This is a genomic window from Pseudomonas cavernae (assembly GCF_003595175.1).
Taxonomy (GTDB): domain Bacteria; phylum Pseudomonadota; class Gammaproteobacteria; order Pseudomonadales; family Pseudomonadaceae; genus Aquipseudomonas; species Aquipseudomonas cavernae.
The window spans coordinates 4346521-4369448 of record NZ_CP032419.1; the positions used below are offsets into that span (position 1 = coordinate 4346521).

The following is a 22928-nucleotide window of genomic DNA, read 5'->3' on the forward strand; positions in this document are numbered from 1 at the left end:
TCAGTGGCGTTACATCACCACCGGTACGAACGGCGTGACGGTATCCCAGTAGTCGCAGTGGTGATCGTCGTTGAAGTCCTTCACGACAAGGCTGTCGTAGGTCATCCCGACATCACCCGGGCGGAGCTTCATCAGGCCCTGACGCTCGAGGCCCAGCCAGTTGCCGTTGGCATCGAACGGTTTCCAGCTCGGCAGGCCGCTGCCGTTGGGGTTGCCGCTCTTGATGAAGTTGGTCCAGTAGCGAACCATCTGCCCGGACATCGCCTGCTGCGCGGCATTCAAGGTAACGCTGGTGCCAAGTGCCGTGTGGCGGTTGAACAGGAACGGCAGCTCGTCGGTGTGGCCGGAGCCCAGCACGTCCGGAGTGCCCGCCGGGCCGAGCAGATCGGCGCCCATGCCGGACGGCGAGTTCGGATCGGCGAACTCGTAGCCGTAGACGGTGGTGCGCCGGTACATGCTCTTGCGCAACGTGTTGGCCGGGCAGGAGAACGTCGAGTCGCTCAGCAGCGCGCTGCCCGCTCCTGCCGGGGTGCCATAGGCAATGACCGGGTAGAGGGCGCGGAGCGCGACCCAGGTAACGCTCGGCGCCATGTTTTGCAGCACCTGGTTGTACTCGTCGCTGGTCATCCGGTGCCCGGTCACGAACTGGGCCACCGCGAACATCGGCTTGGCTTCGGCCTGGTTGGTGCCGATGATGACCGGTACCCGCTGGAAATTGCCCTTCATCAGATTGGCAGCCGGGTAATCGGGCAGCACCACCCCATCGACCACTGGCGCGAACGGCAGCATCGTGCTGGTGCTTAGCGACAGGGCGCTCCAGGCCATGCGGCTGGCGGCCTGCACCTGGCTGGCGGGCTTGCCACGCAGGCAGTCCAGCTGTTGCCCGGCGCCGGCGGTACAGCCGAGGTTGGCGGCGAAGCGGTTGCCCTTGTCGATGGCCGTGGTGAGCGATGGAACCACCCCGCCCTCGCCCATGAAGATCGGGCTCTCGGCGATGGCGCGCTGATACAGCCCGCTGGTCTGCGGGTTGGTCAGATGCATCAGAACGCTCATGGCGCCCGCCGACTGGCCCGCGATGGTGACATTGCCCGGATTGCCACCAAACGCCTTGGCGTTCTTCTGCACCCAGCGCAAGGCCTGCACCTGGTCCTGCAGGCCATAGTTGCCCACCGAGTGATCGGCAGACTCGTTACGCAAGGCCTCGAGAGCCAGGAAGCCGAAGGCACCCAGCCGGTAGTTGACGGAAACCACCACGACGCTCTGCTTGGCCAGTTGCGTCGCATCGTAGTGGCGCGCCGAGCCTTCCATGAAGGCGCCGCCATGAATCCACACCAGAACCGGCAGGTTGGATGCCGCCGTGGCGTTGGGCGGGGTGGTCACGCGCACCACCAGGCAGTCCTCTTCCCCCATGTCCTGGGAAATATCCGAGCCACCCTGGGCACACACCTTGTCCGTGCCAACCGCCGGCAGCACGCCACTCCAGGGGCCGGCCGGCTGCGGCGCTTTCCAGCGCAGCGCACCGACGGGCGGCTGGGCGTAGGGGATGTTGATGAACAAGCGGGTGTCGTTGACCAGTGCACCTTCCACCCAGCCATCGGCAGTCTGTACCTGTGGGCCGGCCTGCACGGCTCCGGCCATGGCGGCGGATAGCGAAAGCCCCGCCAGACCGGCGCACAGCCAGCGGGGGAGATTGGTTCCAAGGAGTTTCTGCATGACGTGTCACCCTTATGTTTATTCTCTGCGGCGGCCGGCCTCAGTGGCCCGGTAGCGGAACCGCGATGCAACGGCAGGGGACAGCGGACTCCCAATCGCGGGGCGCCAGTACATTCAAGCCGGAGCGGCGCGTCGATGCCCCCGAGGGGGTATTCGTGCCCCGCCGCCGGATTGACCAGCTAGGCCACGGGCCCGCACGATAGCGACCATAATCCGACTTATCGGTCACAAAACGCACCGAAATACCACTTTCAGGCTATGTCTTGGGCAGCCCGCAAAATGCGCAGCCGTTCTCGGTCTCGCGCGCCATGGCGCAGGCAGATTCCGACGGACGGCGACATGCGCGCCGCGAATCACCGCTCCAGGCGCCTCCAGCCGCGAGCGGCGGCAGCTGTTCCGCACGCACGGGCGAGCAGCAGGGTAAAGGCGTTACAAACGGAAACTGCCCATCTGCCGCGCCAGGTCGTCGGCCAGCCGGCGCAGGCTCTGGCAATCCTCGCGGCACAGCTCGACTTCGGCGGAGGTGGCGTGGGCCAGATCGGCGATGCCCTGCACGTTGCGGTTGATCTCCTCGGTCACCGCCGACTGCTCCTCGGTCGCCGCCGCCACTTGGGTGTTCATGTCGCTGATGCGCTCGACCTGAGCGCCGATGGCGGCGAGCGACTGGCCGGTGCGCTGGCTGGCCTCGACCCCGGTGCCGGTGGCCGCCTGCCCGGCGTGCATGGAGGCGACCGCGGTTTGCGCACCCGCCTTGAGGCGCTGGATCATCTGCTGAATCTCGCCGGTGGACGCCTGGGTGCGGCTGGCCAGGGTGCGCACCTCGTCGGCGACCACGGCGAAACCACGCCCCTGCTCGCCGGCCCGCGCCGCCTCGATGGCGGCATTGAGGGCGAGCAGGTTGGTCTGCTCGGCGATCCCACGAATCACCGCCAGCACCTGATCGATCGAGGCGACTTCCTGCGCCAGCGCGTCGACCGCCGTCGCCGCAACGCCGATCTCGCCGGACATGGTCTCGATATGGCGGATCGAAGTGCCGACCACCTGCCGCGCGCCCAGGGCCTCCTCGCGGGCGCTGTGCGACACCTGCGCGGCGCTGCTGGCGTTGCGCGCGATCTCCTGCACAGTGAGGCCCATCTCGTGCACCGCGGTGGCGACCATATCGGTCATCTCGCGCTGCTGGCCGGCACGCCCGGCGGTGTTTTCCACCACCTGCGCCACCTGGCTCACCGCGCCGCGCAGACGCTCGCTGGTGGCCAGCACCGCGCCGATCAGGCTGCGCTGGCTTTCCAGGAAGCGGTTGAAGCCGCGGGCCAGATCGCCCAGTTCGTCGGCCCGCGACTCGTCCAGGCGACGGGTCAGATCACCGCCGCCGCCACCGATCTCCACCAGCGCCGCGGTGACCTGGCGCAGCGGCCGCACCAGGCCGCGCGCCAGCCAGGCCACCAGGGCCAGCACCAGCAGCGCCACCAGCAGGCCGATCAGGCCGCTGCTGAGCAGCGCCTGGTGCGCCTCGGCGTAGATTTCCGCCTCCGGCACCTCGCTGACCAGCAGCCAGCCGAGGCTGGGCAAGGGCCTGGCCAGCGCCAGGTAGGCCTCGCCAGCGCGGGCGAAGCGCACCGCCTTGCCGCCGCCGGCGAGCAGCCCGGCGGCAGCTTCGGTGCCCGTCAGGTCGGCCAGCCTGGCGGCGCCGCTCAGCGCGGAGTCCGGGTGTACCTTGACCGCGCCCTGGGCGTCGATCAGGTACACCTGGCCACGCTCGCCGAAACGGAAGTCGCTGATCATCTTCGACATCGCCGCCAGGTCGTAGCCGAGGCCGGATACACCAAGGGTCTTGCCGCCCTGCCGGATACGCTGATTGATGAACAGCGTCGGCCGACGAGTGGTCTTGTCGATGTCGATCTCCAGCACCCGGTCACGGCTGCCATCGACCAAGCGGTAGAACCACTGGTTCTCCGGCTGGCTGCGGTCGATGGTGCGCGCCAGGCCCTTGGCGGTGATGTAGTGACCGCTGGCCAGGACGGCGATGGAGGTAGTCAGCGCGTTCTGCTGGACGCGCACCCCCTCCAGGTAGCGGGCGAACTCATCGCGGCGCACCGGATCTTCGCCGCCGGCCAGCCACTCCTGCACCAGGCTGTTTTCGGCGATGCCGGCGTTGGCGGTGACCGGCGCGGCGAGAATCCGTTCGAGGTCGTTGCCGATCGCCGTGACGCTGGCCGGCAGGGCGTTGTCCACCAGCGCCCGCTCGGCCAGGCGGTTGACCACCCAGGCGTAGACGCCGATGACGATGAGAATGCTGAGCAGCAGGGCGGCGCCCATGCTGAGGGTCAGTTGCCATTGAATACTGCGTTGCCAGAGGCGCATGAGCGGCGGTCCTGGAGTGCGGCGCGGCAGAGTGGAAGACCCGGCCGCGTACAGATGAAGGTTGTGTGACACAGGGGAATATCGACCGTCGGCGCGCGAAACTTTAGCTTTGTATACAAAAATCCAGGCAAATAGGTACAACCGTACCAGCCACGCCTCAGAGCCTGTTTACGATCTCGCGAGCTAGAGCCAGACAAGGCAAAAATGGCCGAGGGAGGGGAGTTTACGAGCTGTAAATGAGCATCCCGAGGCCATTTTTAACGCCGTATGTCCGACGCGCAGCAGATCGTAAACAGGCTCTCAGTCCGACACGCTGAACTCGACCCGCGCGGTCTGCCCGGCGGCATCGATCACGCTGAGCTGATAGCGACCGCTGCGCCCCAGGACCTGCTGGAATGCGGCCTGGCTCAGGCTTTCGGCCACCGGCGCGCCGTTCAGGAACCACCAGCGCCGACCGCTGCCCCCCAGGGCTGACAATTGCAGACGCAAGGGCTCGGCGCTGGAGGCCGGTCGACGCAGCTGATCGCCGGCGCGCACGCCGACGATCGCCAGCGGCGTCGGCGCCGGGCCGAGGCGCGCCGGGCACTGCGGGTCGAGGGCCGGCAGCCGCACGCTGCGGCGTTCGCGGCGCGGCAGCCAGGGCTCCAGCGGCGCCGGCCAGAACGCCAGCTCATGTGCCGTGGCGCCGGCGCAACCGGCCTCCGCCAACCGGCCCTGCGGGCTGAGCCAGACCGTCTGGCGCAGGCCGAGGCCGAGCGGCTGCGCCTCGCCCGCCAGGGTCGGCGGCGTGGTGGCGTCGAGGGTCCAGGCGAAGCGCTGGCGCCGACAGTTCGGATCGTCCTTGGCCAGCGGCTGGCCCAGCGGCCAGCAGATCGCCGCCACGCCGACGCTGGCCGGCACCGCCTCGACCGGCGGGGCGATGCCGCGCTGGCTGTCGCGGTTGACCAGCAGATCGTGCACCTGCAGCAGCAGCGGCGCCGCCGAAGCCAGGCCGAACTGGCCGGGCACCGGGGTGCCGTCCGGGCGGCCGAGCCACACGCCGATCAGGTAGCGCGGGCCGACGCCCAGCGCCCAGGCATCGCGAAAGCCGTAGCTGGTGCCGGTCTTCCAGGCCAGGCTCGGGCGCTGCACCAGCTGCGCACGCGGGTCGCGGTCCGGGCGCGCCTGGCCGCTGAGGATGCGCCGCACTATCCAGGCCGCGCCGGGCGACAGCAGGCGCCGCTCGTGCAGCGCGTCCTGCGGTTGCAGGCGCGGGCGCGCGGCCAGGCCGCCACGGGCGAAGGCGCTGTAGCCGCCGAGCAGATCCTCCAGGCGGCTGCCGGCGCCGCCGAGGATCAGCGCCAGGTTGGGCTCGGCCAGCGCCGGCAGGGCCAGCGGCAGCCCGGCATTGCGCAACTCGCCGGCGAAGCGCTTCGGCCCGTAGGCCTCCAGCAGCTGCACGGCCGGCAGGTTGAGCGAAGTGGCCAGCGCCTCGCTGGCCGAAACCGGGCCGCTGAAGCCGCTGGAGAAATTGCCCGGGCGGTAGTCGCCATACAGGCGCGGCACGTCCTGCAGCAGCGACTCGGAGTGGATCAACCCGGCATCCAGCGCCAAGCCGTAGAGGAAGGGCTTGAGCGTCGAGCCGGGCGAGCGCAGCGCCTGGATCATGTCGACGTGGCCGAAGCGCCGCGCATCGCCGATATCCAGCGAACCGAGATAGGCGCGCACCGCCATGCTCTGCGCCTCGACCACCAGAATCGCCGCCGAGCTGTGCTCCGGCAGGCGCGCGCGCCAGCCGAGCAGCAGGTCTTCCAGGCGGCGCTGCAAGGCGGCGTCAATTGTGGTGCGGATCAGTGGCGGACTACCCGGCCGGTTCAGGCGCCGCGCCAGCAGAGGCGCCAGATTGGGTTCCTGGCGCGGGGCGAGCAACACCGGCTCCTCCAGCGCTTCGTCGACAGCCGATTGCGGCCACACCCGGAACTCGGCCAGGCGCCTGAGCACCTTGTCGCGCGCCGCCTGGGCGCGTTCGGGATGGCGGTCCGGGCGCAGGCGGCTGGGCGCCTGCGGCAGCACCGCGAGCAGCGCCGCCTCGCTGCGGGTCAGCTGGCTCGGCGGCTTGCCGAGGTAGGCCCAGCTGGCCGCCGCCACGCCCTGCAGGGTGCCGCCGAACGGCGCGCGGTTGAGGTAGAGGGCGAGGATCTCGTCCTTCGACAAATGCCATTCCAGCTGCGCGGTGCGCCACAGCTGCTTGAGCTTGCCGCCCAGGCTGCGCTGGTGTGGGTCGAGCAGGCGCGCGACCTGCATCGACAGGGTGCTGCCGCCGGACAGCACGCGCCCGCCGCTCAGGTTCTGCCAGGCGGCGCGCGCCAGGGCCAGCGGATTGACCCCGGGATGGCGGTAGAACCAGCGGTCCTCGTAGGTCAGCAGCGCGTCGAGGTAATAGGGCGACACCTCGCTGACGGCGACCGGGTAACGCCACACGCCGTCGTGGTCGGCGAAACGCCACAGCGGCGTGCCGTCCTCGGCCAGCACCACACGAGCCAGGTCGTCGCCGGGCAACGGCAGCGGCAACAGGCGGTCGGCGCCCCACGACAAGGCCACCAGCAACAGCGGCGCGAGCAGCCAGGGCCGGCGGATCAGCCGGCGCAGACGCTTGCCAACGCGCTCAGCCAAGTGCCCTAGTCCTCAGTGATGCGCAGGCCGAGGATCAGTAGATCGCGCTCGACCCCATCCAGCACCGCCACCCGCGGCAGCTGGCCCCAGCGGGCGAAGCCGAAGCGTTCGAACAGCGCCAGACTCGGCTGGTTGTGGCCGAAGATGAAGCCCAGCAGGGTATCCAGCTGCAGCCCCGGCGCGGCGGCGATGGCCTGCTCCAGCAGATAGCGGCCGAGCCCCTGGCCGCGCCAGGCTTCATCCAGATAGATGCTCACCTCCGCCGTGCGCGCATAGGCCGGGCGCCCGTAGAAGTTGGAAAAGCTCAGCCAGCCGGCGATCTGCCCGCCCTGCTCGACCACCCACAGCGGCCGCTCGCCCTGGTGTTCGGCGAACCAGTGCTCGCGGCTGTCCACGCTGACCGGTTCGAGGTCGGCGGTGACCTGGCGCGAGGCGACGGTCGAGTTGTAGATCGCGACGATGCGCGGCAGGTCGGCACGGGTGGCCGGGCGGTGTTGCCAGGATATAGGCTGCCAGGACATGAAGAACTCCAGCGGAACGGTCAGGGAACTCGCGACAGGCGCGCAGGGCCCAAGTGAGACAGGCCCCCGGCATGAGTGTAAGGACAGATAGGATGCGCGTAGAAAGCTTTTTCGAATGGCTCGGCGAGACGCTCGGCGCCATCATCCGCTTCATCGTCGAAGCCCTCGGCGGCTTCTTCGCCCTGCTCGGCCGCGCCGGCGCCAACTTCATGGACGGCCTGTCGCGCTCGCTGGGCATGGACCCGAGCTGGCTTGGCATCGCCGCGCTGATCCTCGGCCTGCTGTTGCTGTTCAGCGCCATTCGCGCCTTCCTGCGTGGCGCGCTGATCTGGGGGCTCATCCTGCTGCTGGTGGCCTTGTGGTTGTTGAGCCTGTTGATTGCCTGAAGCGCTGCCCTCTCCCCCGGCCCCTCGACTTTGGCTTCCTGCGTCGCCCTATCTCCTGCATCCATGCAGTCGTCTCCCGTAAACGGGCGAGGGGTGACTATCGACCGACCTTCGGTGTCGGCCGGCACTGACCAATTCGCCTACCCCGCGGGCAGCCCCCTCGCCTATTCATCGGAGGAGCTTGGACGCGCGTTGATGTTTCCGAAATGCACGGACAGCCCCCTCTCCCGTTTACGGGAGAGGGTTGGGGAGAGGGCCGATGGCCAGACGGATCGCCTCCAGAACCGCATCCGTTTGCGCCAAGACCTCATGATTCCAGAAGCGCAGCACGCGATAGCCCCTCTGCTGGAAATAGCGATCCCTGATGCGATCTTGCTCTGCCTGCTGCTGATGCTGGCCGCCATCCAGCTCGATGATCAAGAACTGTTCCAGGCAAATGAAGTCGACTATGTAGGGGCCGATTGGTTTCTGCCGTTTGAATTTCAACCCGAGGAAACGATGGCCGCGCAGGTAATACCAGAGGCGCATTTCCGCCTCGGTCATTTCAGTGCGCAGGCGTTTGGCGTTGTCTCGCGGAGTCATATGGGGCCTCCTTGCCCGATTGCCCTCTCCCCAACCCTCTCCCATAAATGTGAGAGGGAGCTGTCCGTGCAGTACTCACCATCAGGTGAAAGTCACCCCTCTCCCGTTCACGGGAGACGACTGCATGGATGCAGGAGATAGGGCGACGCAGGAAGCCAAAGTCGAGGGGCCGGGGGAGAGGGGGCTTTGGCTTTACCGCCCCTTCACCACCAAGCGCGCCGGCGTCTCGCCGAGCGCCTGCCAGTTCGGCCGGTACATGGACTCCACCTGCGGCGGCGGCACGCGGTAAGTCCCCGGGGTCACCGCGCGGGCCAGGTAGAGCAGATGGGTGGTGCCGTAGCCGCCGACATCCAGGGCGGCGACGTAGCGGTCGCCGCGGAATTCCTGGTGCTTGAGCGAAGCGTTCTGCATCGACTTCAGCCAGTCCTTCAGCGCGCCGCTGGCGTCCGCCAGGCTGGCGGTGCTGCTGGCCAGGTTCTGGTTTTCCAGCTCCAGCCCGGCCGGCAGCAGGTCGACCACCAGCGCGTCGGGCACCCGCTGCTGGCTCTCGATCGCCAGGTGCACCAGCACCAGTTCGCCGCTCGGCAGCGCCTCGAGATCCAGCGGCTCACCGTTCATGCCCAGGTAGTCGCGGTGGATCTTGAGGTTGTCGCCGCTGGCCGGCGGCGGGCTGCTCGGGTAGCCGGAGATGCTCAGGCGCTGGTACAGCGCCTCAGTGCCGAGATTGCGCAGGCTCAGCGGCTCGGCCAGGGCCGCACCCTCCAGCTTCAGCGCCGGCGCGGCGTTGCTCAGCGCGCGGCTCTGCCCGGCCACCCACAGCTCGGCCTGCCAGTCGCGCTCGGGCTGGCCGAGCAGGCCGCGGCCGGCGAGGAACAGCGCGTTGCGCTCCTGGGTCGAGAGGTACTGCTGGCCGGCCAGTTCGTCGGCCAGGCCGAACAGGCGCTCCTCGCGACTGCCGGCGGCCAGGTCGTGTTCCTCCAGCAGGGCGAGGATCAGCGCCTGGTCGCGCAGCGCGCTGCCGTAGTCGGCCAGCCAGGCGTCGCCGTCGCGCCCGTGGGCGAGGCCGGCGGCCAGGGCATCGTCGGCGCGCGGCTGGTCGCCCATCAGCTTGAGCGCCACCGCCAGCTGCACCAGCGGCAGGCCGGAGCGCGCGTCGCTGCGCCGCTCGTACAGGCTGCGCAGGGCGCCGAGCGGCGCCTGCTGGCTGCGCGCCAGGACGTAGCCGGCATAGGCCTGCACGGCGAAGCGGCTGTGCGCGGCGCTGTCGCTGTAGGCGACCTCGATCAGGTTGCGCTCCTGCAGGTAGCGCAGCAGCCGCGCGCTGGCCTTCTGCAGCGCTACGGCCGGCACGCCGAAGCCCTGCTCGCGGGCGCGCAGGAGGAAGTCGGTGACGTAGGCGGTCAACCAGTACTCCTCCTCGCCGTCGGCGCTCCACAGGGCGAAGCCGCCGTTGTAGCGCTGCATGCCGAGCAGGCGTTCGATGCCCAACTCGATCTTGCGCCGCCGCACCTCGTCCGCCTCGCCCTTCAGGCCGAGGCGCTGCAGGCTGGCGGCATCGGCGTACAGCGCCGGATACAGGCCGCTGGTGGTCTGCTCGGCGCAGCCGTAGGGATAGGCCTCGAGCGCGCGGATCTGCTCGGCGAGGTTCAGCGGCGGACGGCTGGACAGTTGCAGCAACGCCTCGCGCCCGGCCGGCTCGAAGGCCTCGAGGGTGCCGACCGGCAGGCTCCAGGGCTGCTCCTTGAGCACCGCGCGGAAGCTCTTCACTAGCGCCGGATAGGCCGGGCGGATGCCCAGGGTCCATTCGCGGCTGTAGGCCGGCAGGCTCTCGCCGGGCAGTTCGAGGCCCTGGACCAGGACCTTGAGCTTGCCCTGGCCGTAGCCGCCGAGCGCGCGCACCGGGATGCGCAGGGTGGTGCGCTGGCCCTTGCTCAGTTGCAGCGGCACGCTTTGCCCGCCGTTGCTCTGGCTCAGATCGAGTTGGCCCTCGCTACTCAGCTGCACGTCGAGCCGCTGGGTCTGCTCGGTGAGGTTGCGCAGGTCCAGGGCCAAACTGGTTTCGTCGCCGCCGGCGAGGAAGCGTGGGGTCGACAGCTCGGCGATCAGCGGCGCGGCGACCAGGGTCTTGGCCTCGGCCACGCCGTAGCGCTCGTCGCTCCAGGCCTGTGCCATCAGGCGCAGTTCGCCGTTGAACTCGGGGATGTCGAGGCTGACTTCGCCCTCGCCTTGCGCGTCCAGACTCAACGCCTGGCTCTGCAGCGCGACTATGGTGACGCTGGTCTCCGGACGCTTGCCGCCGCCCGCCAGCGCCGCGTCGCCGCCGAACGCCAGGCTGGCGAGACGCCCCTGCCCGGCCTCGATCAGCTGGCCGTAGACGTCGAACTGGTCGGCGCCGTAGGCCTTGCGGCCGAACAGGCTGGCGAACGGATCGGGCGTCTGGTACTCAGTGATGTTGAGGATGCCGACGTCGACCGCGGCGACCAGCACCTGCACCTGCTGGGCCGGCGTGCCGTCGGCATTGTTGGCCTGCACGCGCACCTTCAGCGGCTGCTTGGGGCGCATCTTCTCCGCCGCCTGCAGGCTCAGCGCCAGCTTGCGTTCGCCGCGCTGCAACGGCAGATGCAACAGGCCGACCGCGCGCTTGGGCGTGACGTTGGCCTTGCGCTCGCCGGGGCGGATCACCAGGGCGCTGACGTACAGGTCGTGGCGCGCCCAATCCTTGGCGATCGGAATGCCGAAGCTCTTGCCCGCCGCCGGCACCTCGATGGCCTGCCACCACAGCGGACCGTCGCTGGACTCGACCAGCAGGTAGCCGCTGCCGGCGGCCGGCGGCGTGACCCTGACCTTGGCCGTGGCGCCGGCGCCGTAGGCCGGCTGGTCCAGCGCCAGCTTGACCTGATCGGGGCGCACCGCGCCGCCTTCGGCGTTGTCCTGCCAGCGGTAGCCGGCCCAGAAACGCAGGCTGCTGACCAGACCGGTCTGCGGGTCTTCGACCTCGACCCGGTACGGGCCCCACTCGACCGGGAAACCGATCTTGGCGGTGCCGCCCTCCTTCACCGCCACAGTCTCTTCGCTGAGCTGGAGGAACTTCTCGTTGTAGTGGTAACTCCAGCCGTCGCTGTCCGAGAAGTTCCAGTAGTAGTCGCGGCGCTCGCGCACCAGGCGCACCTTGAGGCCGTCGGCGGCGAGCTTGTGGCCCTCGGGGTCGGCGACCAGCAGTTCGAACTCGGCCAGGCCGTCGGCGTCCACGCTGTCGCCGTCGAACAGCCCGCGCACGCCCGGCAGGCGCGCGGCCGGCCACACCGGCTGGACGATGCGCCGGGTGATCGGGCGGCCGCCGGACTCCTGCAGGCTGGCCTGGAGGATCAGCTTGAGCGGCGACTTGGCCTCGGCCCAGCGACTCTTGATGGCCAGGGTGGCGTTGCCCTCGGCGTCGAGGCTGGTTTCGTCGAGGTCGAAGTTCTGGCTCAGCTCCTCTTCGGTCACCGAGCCGAATTGGTAGCCCGGCAGGCTCGCCACCGCGTCACGTAGCGGGCGCACATAGACCTGGCCGCTGAGGCGGTTGCCGGACGCCGGCGCGCCGTAGAGATAGCGACCGTTGACGCCGAACTGCGGGTCGTCGGCCGGGGCGAAGGGCTTATCGCGGCCCTTCAGCTCCAGGGCCAGGCGCTCGGGCAGGAAGTCTTCGACGAGGAATTCGTACAGCTGCGGCTTGCCGTCGCCGAGGTCGAACAGCAGTTGCCAGCGCCCGGTCGGCGCCTCGCCGGCCAATTCCAGCTGGTACTGGTAGAGGCCGTTGGCACCGGCTTCCCAGACGAACTTGCGGCTGACCTGCTCGTCCGGCCGGCGCACTTCGACACTCACCGGCTGGGCCTTGACCGCGCGGCCGTCGGCGTCGCGCAGCAGGGCGTTGAGCAGCACGGTCTCGCCGGGGCGATACAGATCGCGCGGGCCGAACACGAAGAATTGCAGCGGGTGCGCCTGCGGCCCGGCGATGTCGAATTCGGCCAGGTCCAGCGCCGCGCTATTCAGGCGCAACAGGCTGGTCTGCGCGCCCTGGCGGGCGAGCAGCACTTCGGCCTTGGCCGGCAGCGTCAGTTCGGCGTGGCCGGCGCCGTCGGTCTTGCCGCTGGCGAGGCTGCGGCCGTCGCCGTCGAGCAGTTCGAGGTCGATGCCGGCCTGCGCCTTGCCGCCCTCCAGGGCCTGGGTGAACACGTCGAGGCGGTCGCGGTAGCGGTGCGCCGACAGGCCGATGTCGCTCAGGGTGAATAGCGTCGCCGGCTGCGAATAGCTGTAGCTGCCGGCCTCGCGCAGCACCGCCAGGTACACCCCCGGCTGCTTGAACGGCTCCAGTCCGGCGATCGGCAGCAGCAGGGTTTCGCGGGTGTTGCGCGCCGGCTTGAGGTCGAAACGCCCGCCGTACACCAGCTCGGCCATGGGCAGGAGCTGGCGCGCCTCCCAGGTGTCTAGGTTGCTGCTGCGCCCCCACTTGGCGAGGAAGGCCGGCAGCGACTCCGGTTTGATGCGGAAGAACTCGACGTTGACCTTGTCGACGTTCAGGGCGATCACCGGCAGCCCTTCGGCCAGGCGGGTCGGCAACAGCGAACCGCGGCTGGCGAAGCCGACCGTGGCCTGCAGGTCGCGGGTCTGCAGGCGGCTGACGTGCTCCTTGGCCAGCTTGGCATCGTTCACCGCGCGCAGCCCGGCGTCGACGGTGAGCACCAGCTTGCGCTGCGGTTCGAGGTGGCGCAGGCGCAGCTCCATCAGGTTGTCGGCCAGCTCCCAGGCGCCGTCGACCTTGCCGCTCTTGCTGTCGACCAGATGCAGCTGGTCGGCGAAGTTCTGCTGCGGGTCGAGCGGCACCGAGAAGGTCACCGCCAAGGTGCTGGCGCCGTCCAGCTGCACTTCCGAGACATCCACCACCGCCAGTTCGCGGCCGGCATAGCGCTGCGCCAGGGCCTTAGTGTCGGCCGGCGGGCGCGCCGCCTGCTGCCCGGCGGCCGGTGGCGCGGCGCCTTGCGGCGCCTCGGGGGTGGAGGAATCGCAGGCGCTCAAGAGGGTGAGCGCCAGGGCCAGCAACAATCCCTTGTACGGCATGACAGGCTCCCAGAATGGGTGGTGCGGAGGTTGGGAACTATAGCCGAGGGGGTTGGCGGGCGCCGTCTGGCAAAGCCCGTTAGCGCGATGCGTGGTGCAGGCCGCTGGGCTGGAATGGTGTAGCCAGGATGCAATCCGTATATGGACTCCTCCCCTCTCCCACTGGTGGGAGAGGGGCCGGGGGAGAGGGGAAAAGGCCGCTCGCCCTCTCCCTAACCCTCTCCCGTAAACGGGAGAGGGGACAAAAGCGCTAACCGATCAGCTTGTAGGATGGATGTCGCTGTGCACATCCACCGCGCCGCTGGTGGAAAACGCTGCGCGGTTTTCCACCCTACCGGGCTGTCGATGGGTATCGCTGCGCTCCACCCATCCTACGGTGGATTGGCGTGGCGCTATGGTCGTCACAGTCGCCCCGCTACACTGGCGCGCCTGCAGGGAGTAGTGCATGTCCTCGATCCGCGACGCCTGGCGGCACGCCCCGACCCACCGCAAGGTGTGGGCGCTGGCGCTGCCGATGATCCTCTCCAACCTGTCCGTGCCGCTGGTGGCGCTGGTCGACAGCGCGGTGGTCGGCCACCTGCCGCACGCCCACCAGCTCGGCGCGGTGGCGGTCGGCAGCACGCTGTACACGCTGATCGTCGGCACCCTCGGCTTCCTGCGCATGGGCACCACCGGCTTCGCCGCCCAGGCCGCCGGCCGGGACGATGGCGGCGCGCTGCGGCAGATCCTCCTGCAGGGCCTGCTGCTGGCGCTGGCCCTGGCGCTGCTGCTGGGCAGCCTGGCGTTACCGCTCAGCGGCCTGGCGCTGGGGCTGATGAACCCCTCGGCCGAGCTCGACAGCCTGACCCGCAGCTTCTTCCATATCCGCCTGCTCGGCCTGCCGGCGACCCTGGCCAACTACGCGCTGGTCGGCTGGTTCCTCGGCAGGCAGAACGCCCGCGCGCCGCTGGCCATCCTGCTGACCACCAACCTGCTGAACGCCGTACTGAGCGTCACTTTCGTCCTCGGCCTCGACTGGGGCGTGGTCGGCGCCGCGCGGGCGGCGGTGCTGGCCGAATGGAGCGGCGCGCTGCTCGGCCTGGCGCTCAGCCGCGGCGCTCTGCGTCGCCATCCGGGGCGGATCGACTGGCCGGCGCTGCGCCGCTGGATCAGCTGGCGACCGCTGCTGGCGGTGAACCGCGACATCTTCATCCGCTCGCTGGCGCTGCAGGGGGTGTTCTTCCTGCTCACCGTGCAGGGCACCCGCCTCGGCGATGCCACGGTGGCGGCCAACGCCCTGCTGCTCAACGGCCTGCTGCTCACCGCCTACGCCCTCGACGGCCTGGCGCATGCCATGGAGGCGCTGTGCGGGCATGCCATCGGCGCCCGCGACCGCCTGGCGCTGCGCCGCGCGCTGACCGTCACCGGCCTCTGGGCGCTGCTCGGCAGCCTGGCCTTCGCCCTGCTGTTCGGCCTCGGCGGGCGGCTGTTCGTCGAGTTGCAGAGCGATATCGCCGCGGTGCGCGCGGTCGCTTACGTCTATTTGCCCTATCTGGCCGCGCTGCCGCTGGTCTCGGTGTGGAGCTACCTGCTCGACGGCCTGTTTATCGGTGCCACCCGCGCGCGGGAGATGCGCGACGCCATGCTCATCGCCGTGCTGCTCGCCCTGCCGCTCGGCTGGCTGCTGCAAGGCTTGGGCAACCACGGCCTGTGGCTGGCGTTCCTGGCCTTCATGCTGATCCGCGGCCTCAGCCTCGGCGCCTTCGCCTGGCGCCTGAGCCGCGCCGACGCCTGGTTCCGCTAGCGACTGTCGCGCAGGAGCGGCTAAGGTTTGAGGCGCAGCAGGACGGTTCTGCACAAAGTCGTTCTCCGGCGGTCCCGCCTGCGCGGGGGGATGACGACTACCCCAGGCGTGTCCTAGAGAACAATAACTGACCCCAACGTGCTGACCTGAAAGGAGTTCCCATGGGCCAAGCCATCGCCGCCTACCTGCATTTCCTGTCGATCTTCGTGCTGTTCGCCCTGCTGACCACCGAGCACGTGCTGTTCAAGTCGGCGCTGGCGGATGTCCAGCGCGCCCGCAGCCTGGTCCGCATCGACATGGCCTACGGCCTGAGCGCCGGCCTGGTGCTGCTCACCGGCGCCGTGCGCGTGCTGTGGTATGGCAAGGGCATGGACTACTACCTGCACAACGGCCTGTTCCACGCCAAGGTCGGCCTGTTCATCCTGGTCGGCCTGATCTCGATCCTGCCGACCGCCACCTTCCTCAACTGGCGCAACGACCTCAAGGCTGGCCAGCTGCCGCAGCTCAGCCCGGCGCAGGCCACGCGGGTGATCATGACCATCCGCCTGGAGCTGGTGCTGCTGGTGCTGATTCCGCTGCTGGCGGTGTTGATGGCCAGCGGCTATGGGGTCATCGGCAGCTAGCTGCGGCGCTGAGCGACATGTAGGAGCGGATTTATCCGCGAACATGGGCAACTCCGCGCGCTCCCATCGCGAATAAATTCGCTCCTACAAAGCTGCGTAGGATGGGTTGAGCTTGCGATACCCATCGAAGCGCAATCATGGGTATCGCTGCGCTCAACCCATCCTACGGGCTACCTCCCTCTCCCACTTGTGGGAGAGGGACAGAGGCAACGCAGCCCGAGTGCAAGCCGGGACAACAAAAAAGCCCGCTCACGGAAGCGGGCTTTTTCATTCCCGAGCGGCTCAGGACGCCAGATAGGACGAGCGCGTCAGCCCGAGGCGCAGGGCGTCGAGGAACTGGGTGCGTTCGCGGGCGCTGATCTTCGCGCTGGCGACCTTGTCGCGGTAGTGGGTCATCAGTTCCTCGGGCGACAGGTGCACGTAGCGCAGCATGTCCTCGATGGTGTCGTGGGTCTCGATGCCGGCGTGGTACACGCTGCCGTCCGGGTTCTGGTAGAGGTTCACCGAGTCGGTGTCGCCGAACAGGTTGTGCATGTCGCCGAGGATTTCCTGGTAGGCGCCGACCAGGAACACCCCGAGCAGGTAGTCCTCGCCGTCCTTCAGCTCGTGCACCGGCAGGCTGGTCTCGATGCTCTGCTCGTCGACGTACTGCTTGATCTTGCCATCCGAGTCGCAGGTCAGGTCCTGCAGCACGGCGCGGCGCAGCGGCTCCTCGTCCAGGCGGTTGAGCGGCAGGATCGGCAGGATCTGGCCGATCGCCCAGGTGTCCGGCAGGCTCTGGAACACCGAGAAGTTGCAGATGTACTTGTCCGCCAGCTTGTCGTTGAGCTCGTCGAGCACCGCGCGGTGCGAGCGCTGGCGGGCCTTCAACGAGTTGTGCAGACGGCGGCAGACGGCGAAGTAGCACTGCTCGGCCAGCGCCTTCTGCTGCAGGCTGAGCTTGCCTTCGGCGTACTGCGCGGCGACGTCGCCCATGTAGTGGGTGGCGCGCCAGTAGGTCTCGGTAACCATCTCGATGTCGGTGGGGCCGAGCAGCTCGGCCAGCCAGCGCACGGTTTCCGGCAGGCTGGCGAGGTCGTCGATCAGCGGCACCGCGTCGTTGTGGCGCTCGACGTCGGTGACCTGCATGACCAGCACCGCGTGGTGGGCGGTCAGCGAGCGGCCGCTCTCGGAGAAGATGTGCGGGTGCGGCAGGCCCTGGGCGTCGCAGAATTCCTTGAGCATGCCGACCACCACGCCGGCGTAGTCGTCCATGTCGTAGTTGATCGAGCTGGCGTTGCGCGAGTGGGTGCCGTCGTAGTCGACGCCCAGGCCGCCGCCGACGTCGATGTGGTCGACCGGCAGGCCGAGGCCGCGCAGCTCGCCGTAGTAGCGGATGGCTTCCTTGAAGCCGTGCTGGTAATCGGCCAGGTTAGCGATCTGCGAGCCCATGTGGAAGTGCAGCAGGCGGATGCCCTGGTCCAGGCCGGCGGCGCGGAAACGCTCGACCACCGACAGCAGCTGCGCGGCCGACAGGCCGAACTTGGACTTCTCGCCGCCGGTGTCCGCCCACTTCGACGAGGCCAGCGACGACAGGCGCACGCGCAGGCCGATCTGCGGGGCGACCTTGAGCTCGGCCGCCTCCTCGATCACCAGCTGCACCTCGGATTCCTTCTCGATGACGATGAACACGTTGTGGCCGAGCTTCTGGCCCATCAGCGCCAGCTTGATGAACTCGCGGTCCTTGTAGCCGTTGCAGACGATGGTGCCGCCCTTAGGCGCCAGCGCCAGCACGGCCAGCAGTTCGGGCTTGGAGCCGGCTTCGAGGCCGATCGAGACGTCCTGGGTGGCGATGATGTTTTCCACCACCGCTTCCTGCTGGTTGACCTTGATCGGGTACAACGCGGTGTAGCGGCTCTGGTATTCGAGGCGCTCGATGTTGGCGTCGAAGGCGCCGGTCAGCTGGCGCACGCGGTCCTGCAGGATGTCCGGGAAGCGCACCAGCAGCGGCAGCGACAGGCCGCTCTGGCGCAGCTCGTCGACCTGGGCGAACAGGTCGATCGGCGCGCTAGCGGCGCCATTCGGGCGCACCTCGACGCGGCCTGCGTCGTTGATGGCGAAATAGCCGGCGCCCCAGTGGCGAATGCCATAGACGCTGCGGCTGTCCGCGACTGTCCATTGGCTACCGTCATCTTTACGTGTGCGTCGTACGGACATCGGGGTCCCCCTGTCGGAAATGAATAAGCGCCGCCCGGCTCATGCAGGTTGGCGGGCGCAGATGACGATTGCAGGAGAGTGAACCCACGCTCCTGCGTTGAAGTTTAGGAAGAGGCTGCTCAGCCGCCGGATTTCTTGGCTTTAAAGCCGCGCTTGAGCAGTTCGCCGAGCAGCAGCTCGACATGGTCGCCCTGGATCTCGATGATCCCGTCCTTCAGCGCGCCGCCGGTGCCACAGCGCTTCTTCAGCACGCTGGCCAGCTCCTTGAGCGGCTCCTCGGCAAGCGGCACGCCGCTGACGGTGGTCACCGTCTTGCCGCCACGGCCCTTGGTTTCGCGGCGCACGCGGGCGATGCCATCGCCTGCGGGAATCAGGTTCTGCTTGCAGATGCAGGCGTCCACCGGCTGGCCGCAGTCGGGGCAATGCCGACCGCCATCGGTGGAATAGACCAGGCCGCTGAGGGCGGCGAATGACGAAGCTTTCTTGACCACCGGCTTTTCCTCTTGGGTTGGTCAGGATAGCGACTGGCTGATAGCTATCAGCCGCGAAGCCCCACTCTGGCAGGGGCAGCGCAAGCCGCGCCGGGGAAGGCGCGGGGGGGCGCAGTGTACCGGCAAAGGCAACGCCTGCTAAGTGCACAATTGCGCCATTGATCGACGGATTGGCGACGCCGTTCGGCATGTCGCACGGCGGCGGTTGGAAATCCTGCACAAGCGGCGAGCTGTGGCTTTGTAGGATGGGTTGAGCCTGCGATACCCATCAATGCGCGGCGATGGGCATCGCAGGCTCAACCCATCCTACGAACGTGCAGCCAGATAGCGCTGCAGCGCCGCCAGCGAATCCGGGCAATAGGGTTTGACCCGGGTTTCCGCGAGGGCTTCCGTCAGCGGGATAAAGCGCGCCTCCAGCACTTCTTCCGGCTGCAGCACCAGCGGCGCGTCGGACACCGCCGAATAGGCCATGCACCACAACCGGCTTTCCGGGGCGTCGTAGAGGAAGTGCGCGTGCTCGACCAGCTCGACCCCGCTGATGCCCAGCTCCTCGGCCAGCTCGCGGGCGGCCGAGTCGGCGTAGCTCTCGCCTTCCAGCACCATGCCGCCGGCGGCCACGTCCCAGTAGCCGGGGTACAGCGCCTTGCTCAGGGTGCGCCGGTGCACGCACAGCTCGCCGGCGCTGTTGAACAAGAGGATATAGGTGCCGCGGCCGATCAGCCGCCGCGCGCGCAGCTCGGCGCGCGGCACGCCGCCCAACGGGCGGTCGTGCTCGTCGACCCAGGCCACCCGTTCGGCATCCGAGGCCGCCCGGTGGGCCGCTTCATCCGGCGCCATGCCTCAGCCCTGGCTCAGCAGCTGGCGCAGGTCGATCACCGCGGCGTTGGCGCGCGAGATGTAGTTGGCCATCACCAGCGAGTGGTTGGCGAGGATGCCGTAGCCGCTGCCGTTCAGCACCATCGGGCTCCACAGCGGCTCCTGCGCCGCCTCCAGCTCGCGGATGATCTGCCGCACGCTGACCGTGGCGTTCTTCTTCGCCAGCACGTCGGCGAAGTCCACCTCGATGGCGCGCAGGATGTGCGACAGCGCCCAGGCCTGGCCACGCGCCTCGTAGAACACGTTGTCGATCTGCAGCCAGGGGGTGGCCACGCGCTGCTCGCTGAGGGCCGGCGCCTCACCGGCGGCAGACGGTGCCTGGTCGGTATCCAGGCGCACCCGGCCGACACTGGCGGACAGCCGCTGCGACAACGAACCGAGGCGGGTGGCGACATCGCCCAGCCAGTTGTTGAGGTTGTCGGCGCGCGCATAGAACTGCGCGTTCGGCTGATTGGGATTGGCCAGGCGCACGAGGTAGCGGTCGAGGATCTTGACCCCCTCGCGGTACTCCGACTCGGAGGCCGGCAGCGCCCAGCTCTTGTTGTCGAAGTTGAAGCGCGGCTCGGCCTTGGACAGGTCGGCGTCCTCGGTGGACTGCGACTGCGAACGGGCGAAGTCCTTGCGCAGCGCCCGCGACAGGTCGCGTACCTGCACCAACACGCCGTATTCCCAACTCGGCATGTTGTCCAGCCACAGGCCGGGCGGGGCCAGGTCGTTGGACAGGTAGCCGCCGGACTTGTCCAGCAGGGTGCTGGCGACCTGCTTGAGGGTTTCCACCGTGGTGTAGCCGGTCACCAGTTGGCGCTGGGCCTCCTCGGCGGCGACTTTGGCATGCTGCTGCACCGGGAACAGCTCCGGCTCCTGGCTCCAGTACCAGCCGACCACCAGGGTCACCAGCAGGTACAAGCCCACCAGCACGCCCAGGGCGCGGCTCCACAGCCCGGCAAAATAGCTGCGCGCGCCCTCGACGGTATCGGCGGTGCGCGCGCTGGCGCCAGTCGCGCGGTTCTTCCAGTCCAGCATGGCCATGTCCTTTCAATCAGCGAATTCAGAGTTCTGACCACAGCCCCGCGGCGGGGTGCCGTCAGCCCAGGCACTATAAGGCAAGCAGGCGGCGATACGCAGCCGCGGGCGGGCAAACTTTGAGTGGGCGCGGATGGCGCCAGCGACAACCGCACAATTCAGTTAAGGCACTATCGTACCGTCTCGACATCAGTGATAGCATCGAGCCATCATCGCATCAGCCCGGCCACAGAATAAGAAGTCAAACCATGACCGAAGCCGAAGACCCCAGCCACAACCGCCTCAAGCATCACTTCGCCCAGCGCGTGATCCACCAGGCGCGCCAGGTGCTGGAGGTCTGGCAGCGCCTGCAGCAGCGCGAGTGGAACACCGCCGACATGGCCGCCCTCAATGACGCCAATCTGGGTCTGCTGCGCTATGCCGAGCGCTTCGGGCAGGCCGAGCACGCTCGCCTGGCCGGCGACATCGACCGCAGCCTGCAGGCGGTGCTGGCCAACCGCGGGCGCCTGAGCAGCGACCTGATCAGCGCCCTCAGCCAGGCCATGCAACGCCTGTCGCGCACCGGCCTACGGCATGGCGACCAGTTCGAGCAGACCTTCCTGCCACCGCTGCGCAAGCCGGTGTACCTGGCCCTGCAGGATCTCGAGCGCGCCGAGCGCCTGGCCCAGCAGATGGAGTCCTTCGGCCTGATCGCCCAGCCGCTGGACAGCGCCGCGGCGTTCCACTCAGCCATGGCCGAGCGCCATCCGGCGGCCATCGTCATGGACGTCGACTTCGCCGGCCGCGGTTGCGGCCTGCAACTGGCGGAAACCCTGCAACAAGGCCTGGAGCAGAAGCTGCCGCTGCTGTTCTATAGCCACGAGGATACCGATGCGCCGACCCGCCTGGCCGCCGTGCGCGCCGGCGCCAAGGAGTTCTACTCCGCCAGCCTGGACGCCTCCAGCCTGATCGAACGGATCGAGATTCTCACCCACGCGGCCCACTACGAGCCCTACCGGGTGCTGGTCATCGACGACTCGCGAGCCCAGGCCTCCCACACCGAACGGGTGCTCAACAGCGCCGGGATCGTCACCCGCACGCTCACCGAGCCGATCCAGGCGATGCTCGAACTGGCCGAATTTCAGCCCGACCTGATCATCCTCGACATGTACATGCCCGAGTGTAGCGGCACCGAGCTGGCCAAGGTGATCCGCCAGCACGACCGCCATGTCAGCGTGCCGATCATCTACCTGTCCGCCGAGGACGACCTCGACAAGCAGCTCGATGCCATGAGCGAGGCCGGCGACGACTTCCTCACCAAGCCGATCAAGCCGCGCCATCTGATCGCCACCGTGCGCACCCGCGCCGCCCGCGCACGCAGCCTCAAGGCGCGCATGGTGCGCGACAGCCTGACCGGCCTGTACAACCACACCCACACCCTGCAGTTGCTGGAAGACGCCAGTTCCTGGGCGCGCCGTGACGGCAAGCCGCTGAGCTTCGCCATGCTCGACATCGACCACTTCAAGAAGGTCAACGACACTTACGGCCACCCGATGGGCGACCGGGTGATCAAGAGCCTGGCGCTGTTCCTCAAGCAGCGCCTGCGCAAGAGCGACCATATCGGCCGCTACGGTGGCGAGGAGTTCGCCGTGGTGCTGCCGGACACCGACGCCGCCACCGCCGCCCGCCTGCTCGACGAGATCCGTCGGCGCTTCGCCGCGATTCACTACCCGGCGCAACCGCACGACCTCAGCTGCACCTTCAGCGCCGGCATCGCCGAGCTCGGCGCGGGCGTGCACAGCAGCAGCCTGGCCAAGTGCGCCGACCAGGCGCTGTATGCCGCCAAGCATGGCGGGCGCAACCGCGTGGCGATCTTCGCCGAATAACCCACGGCGTCATCAGCCTGCAACAAAATCGCAATAGGCTCAGGGACTTATCATTAGGCTGTCGATGAAGTCCCATGCGCCTGAAAGCCCTTACCAACCTCAACACCCTGTTGCTGGTGGCCGTCTGCCTGGCCCTCGGCACCACCCTCTGGTGGTCGCAGCGCGCGCTCGAGCGGCCGTATCAACTGCTGGCGCAGTACCTCGGCCTGTCGCAGCAGTTCCAGCAGCAGGTGGCCGGCAACATCGAGGCCTACCTGGGCAGCGGCGACGCCCTGCGTCACAGCGGCGCCAGTCAGGCGCTGGAACGCCTGGCGAGCGAGTTCGAACAGCTGCCGCCGGCGCTGGCCGGACAACTGCGCCCCAGCCTCGACGAATTGCGTCAGTTCAGCAGCGACGAGTTGCTCGCCGCCGGCAAGCTCGCCGGTGATCCGCAGGGCCTGCTGCTGCAGGCCGAGCGCGACATGGCCGGCAGCCTCGAGCAACTGCTGCAATACGCCGAAGCCAGCACCAGCGTCAGCGCCGCCGACTACCGCGCACCGCTGCTGCGCGCCGCCCAGCACCTGCTGCGCGTGAGCCATGCGCGCGACAAGCTGGTCAGCAGCGGCCGTGGCGAACTGCTCGCCGACCTCGAACGCGAACTGGCCGCCCTCGGCAAGCAGGCCGCCAGCCTCGACGCCCTGCCCTTGCTCGGCGTGCAGGCCAGCAGCGCCTCCGCCAGCGACGACTTCGCCGCGCTGATGGGCCTCGCCGACGCCGCGC

The 22928-nt window shown here is 68.6% G+C and carries 14 protein-coding genes and 1 pseudogene; 4 read left to right on the top strand and 11 right to left on the bottom strand.

The window, feature by feature from the left end; translation table 11 throughout:
• Positions 1-9 precede the first annotated feature (9 nt).
• From D3880_RS19805 to D3880_RS19820, 5 genes and pseudogenes are all read right to left on the bottom strand, one after another.
• A complete protein-coding gene (locus D3880_RS19805) occupies positions 10-1713 on the bottom strand; it encodes a carboxylesterase/lipase family protein (protein WP_119895131.1) in 1704 nt (567 codons plus the stop codon).
• A 429-nt stretch (positions 1714-2142) separates the two neighbouring features.
• The gene (locus tag D3880_RS23460; RefSeq protein WP_420800883.1) at positions 2143-2880 is read right to left on the bottom strand and encodes a methyl-accepting chemotaxis protein; all 738 of its coding nucleotides are present in this window, start codon (positions 2878-2880) and stop codon (positions 2143-2145) included.
• Positions 2881-3054: 174 nt separating this feature from the next.
• Positions 3055-4074 (bottom strand): annotated as a pseudogene (locus D3880_RS23465) (cache domain-containing protein); the annotation flags it as partial.
• Positions 4075-4374: 300 nt separating this feature from the next.
• The gene (pbpC, locus tag D3880_RS19815; protein WP_119895792.1) at positions 4375-6702 is read right to left on the bottom strand and encodes a peptidoglycan glycosyltransferase PbpC; all 2328 of its coding nucleotides are present in this window, start codon (positions 6700-6702) and stop codon (positions 4375-4377) included.
• A gap of 29 nt (positions 6703-6731) precedes the next feature.
• A complete protein-coding gene (locus D3880_RS19820) occupies positions 6732-7247 on the bottom strand; it encodes a GNAT family N-acetyltransferase (protein ID WP_119895133.1) in 516 nt (171 codons plus the stop codon).
• A gap of 92 nt (positions 7248-7339) precedes the next feature.
• Between D3880_RS19820 and D3880_RS19825 the strand changes: the two genes are divergently transcribed.
• Positions 7340-7633 (top strand): hypothetical protein, encoded by a 294-nt coding sequence (locus D3880_RS19825; RefSeq protein WP_119895134.1) that lies wholly within the window; start codon positions 7340-7342, stop codon positions 7631-7633.
• Positions 7634-7864: 231 nt separating this feature from the next.
• Here D3880_RS19825 and D3880_RS19830 read toward each other — a convergent pair whose 3' ends face one another.
• Positions 7865-8215 carry an endonuclease domain-containing protein gene (locus D3880_RS19830; protein WP_119895135.1) on the bottom strand — a complete coding sequence of 117 codons (351 nt, stop codon included), beginning with the start codon at positions 8213-8215 and terminating at the stop codon, positions 7865-7867.
• 192 nt (positions 8216-8407) lie between these two features.
• The gene (locus D3880_RS19835; RefSeq protein ID WP_119895136.1) at positions 8408-13312 is read right to left on the bottom strand and encodes an alpha-2-macroglobulin family protein; all 4905 of its coding nucleotides are present in this window, start codon (positions 13310-13312) and stop codon (positions 8408-8410) included.
• A 445-nt stretch (positions 13313-13757) separates the two neighbouring features.
• Between D3880_RS19835 and D3880_RS19840 the strand changes: the two genes are divergently transcribed.
• Both D3880_RS19840 and D3880_RS19845 read left to right on the top strand, forming a co-directional pair.
• On the top strand, positions 13758-15095 hold the full coding sequence (locus D3880_RS19840; RefSeq protein ID WP_119895137.1) for an MATE family efflux transporter: 1338 nt from the start codon (positions 13758-13760) through the stop codon (positions 15093-15095).
• 161 nt (positions 15096-15256) lie between these two features.
• On the top strand, positions 15257-15718 hold the full coding sequence (locus tag D3880_RS19845) for a DUF2214 family protein (RefSeq protein WP_119895138.1): 462 nt from the start codon (positions 15257-15259) through the stop codon (positions 15716-15718).
• Positions 15719-16000: 282 nt separating this feature from the next.
• Here D3880_RS19845 and speA read toward each other — a convergent pair whose 3' ends face one another.
• The 4 genes from speA to D3880_RS19865 all read right to left on the bottom strand — a co-directional run bounded on the left by speA (position 16001) and on the right by D3880_RS19865 (position 20304).
• Positions 16001-17914, bottom strand: a complete 1914-nt coding sequence (speA, locus tag D3880_RS19850; RefSeq protein ID WP_119895139.1) for an arginine decarboxylase — start codon at positions 17912-17914, stop codon at positions 16001-16003.
• A 119-nt stretch (positions 17915-18033) separates the two neighbouring features.
• Entirely contained in the window at positions 18034-18405 is a 372-nt protein-coding gene (locus D3880_RS19855; protein WP_119895140.1) for a translation initiation factor Sui1, read from the bottom strand.
• 306 nt (positions 18406-18711) lie between these two features.
• Complete coding sequence (locus D3880_RS19860; RefSeq protein ID WP_119895141.1) at positions 18712-19242, bottom strand: NUDIX hydrolase; 531 nt, start codon at positions 19240-19242, stop codon at positions 18712-18714.
• Positions 19243-19245: 3 nt separating this feature from the next.
• Positions 19246-20304 (bottom strand): DUF2333 family protein, encoded by a 1059-nt coding sequence (locus tag D3880_RS19865; protein ID WP_119895793.1) that lies wholly within the window; start codon positions 20302-20304, stop codon positions 19246-19248.
• Between the two features lie 248 nt (positions 20305-20552).
• Here D3880_RS19865 and D3880_RS19870 point away from each other — a divergent pair, with 248 nt between their 5' ends.
• Complete coding sequence (locus tag D3880_RS19870; RefSeq protein WP_119895142.1) at positions 20553-22169, top strand: response regulator; 1617 nt, start codon at positions 20553-20555, stop codon at positions 22167-22169.
• Positions 22170-22928: the final 759 nt, after the last annotated feature.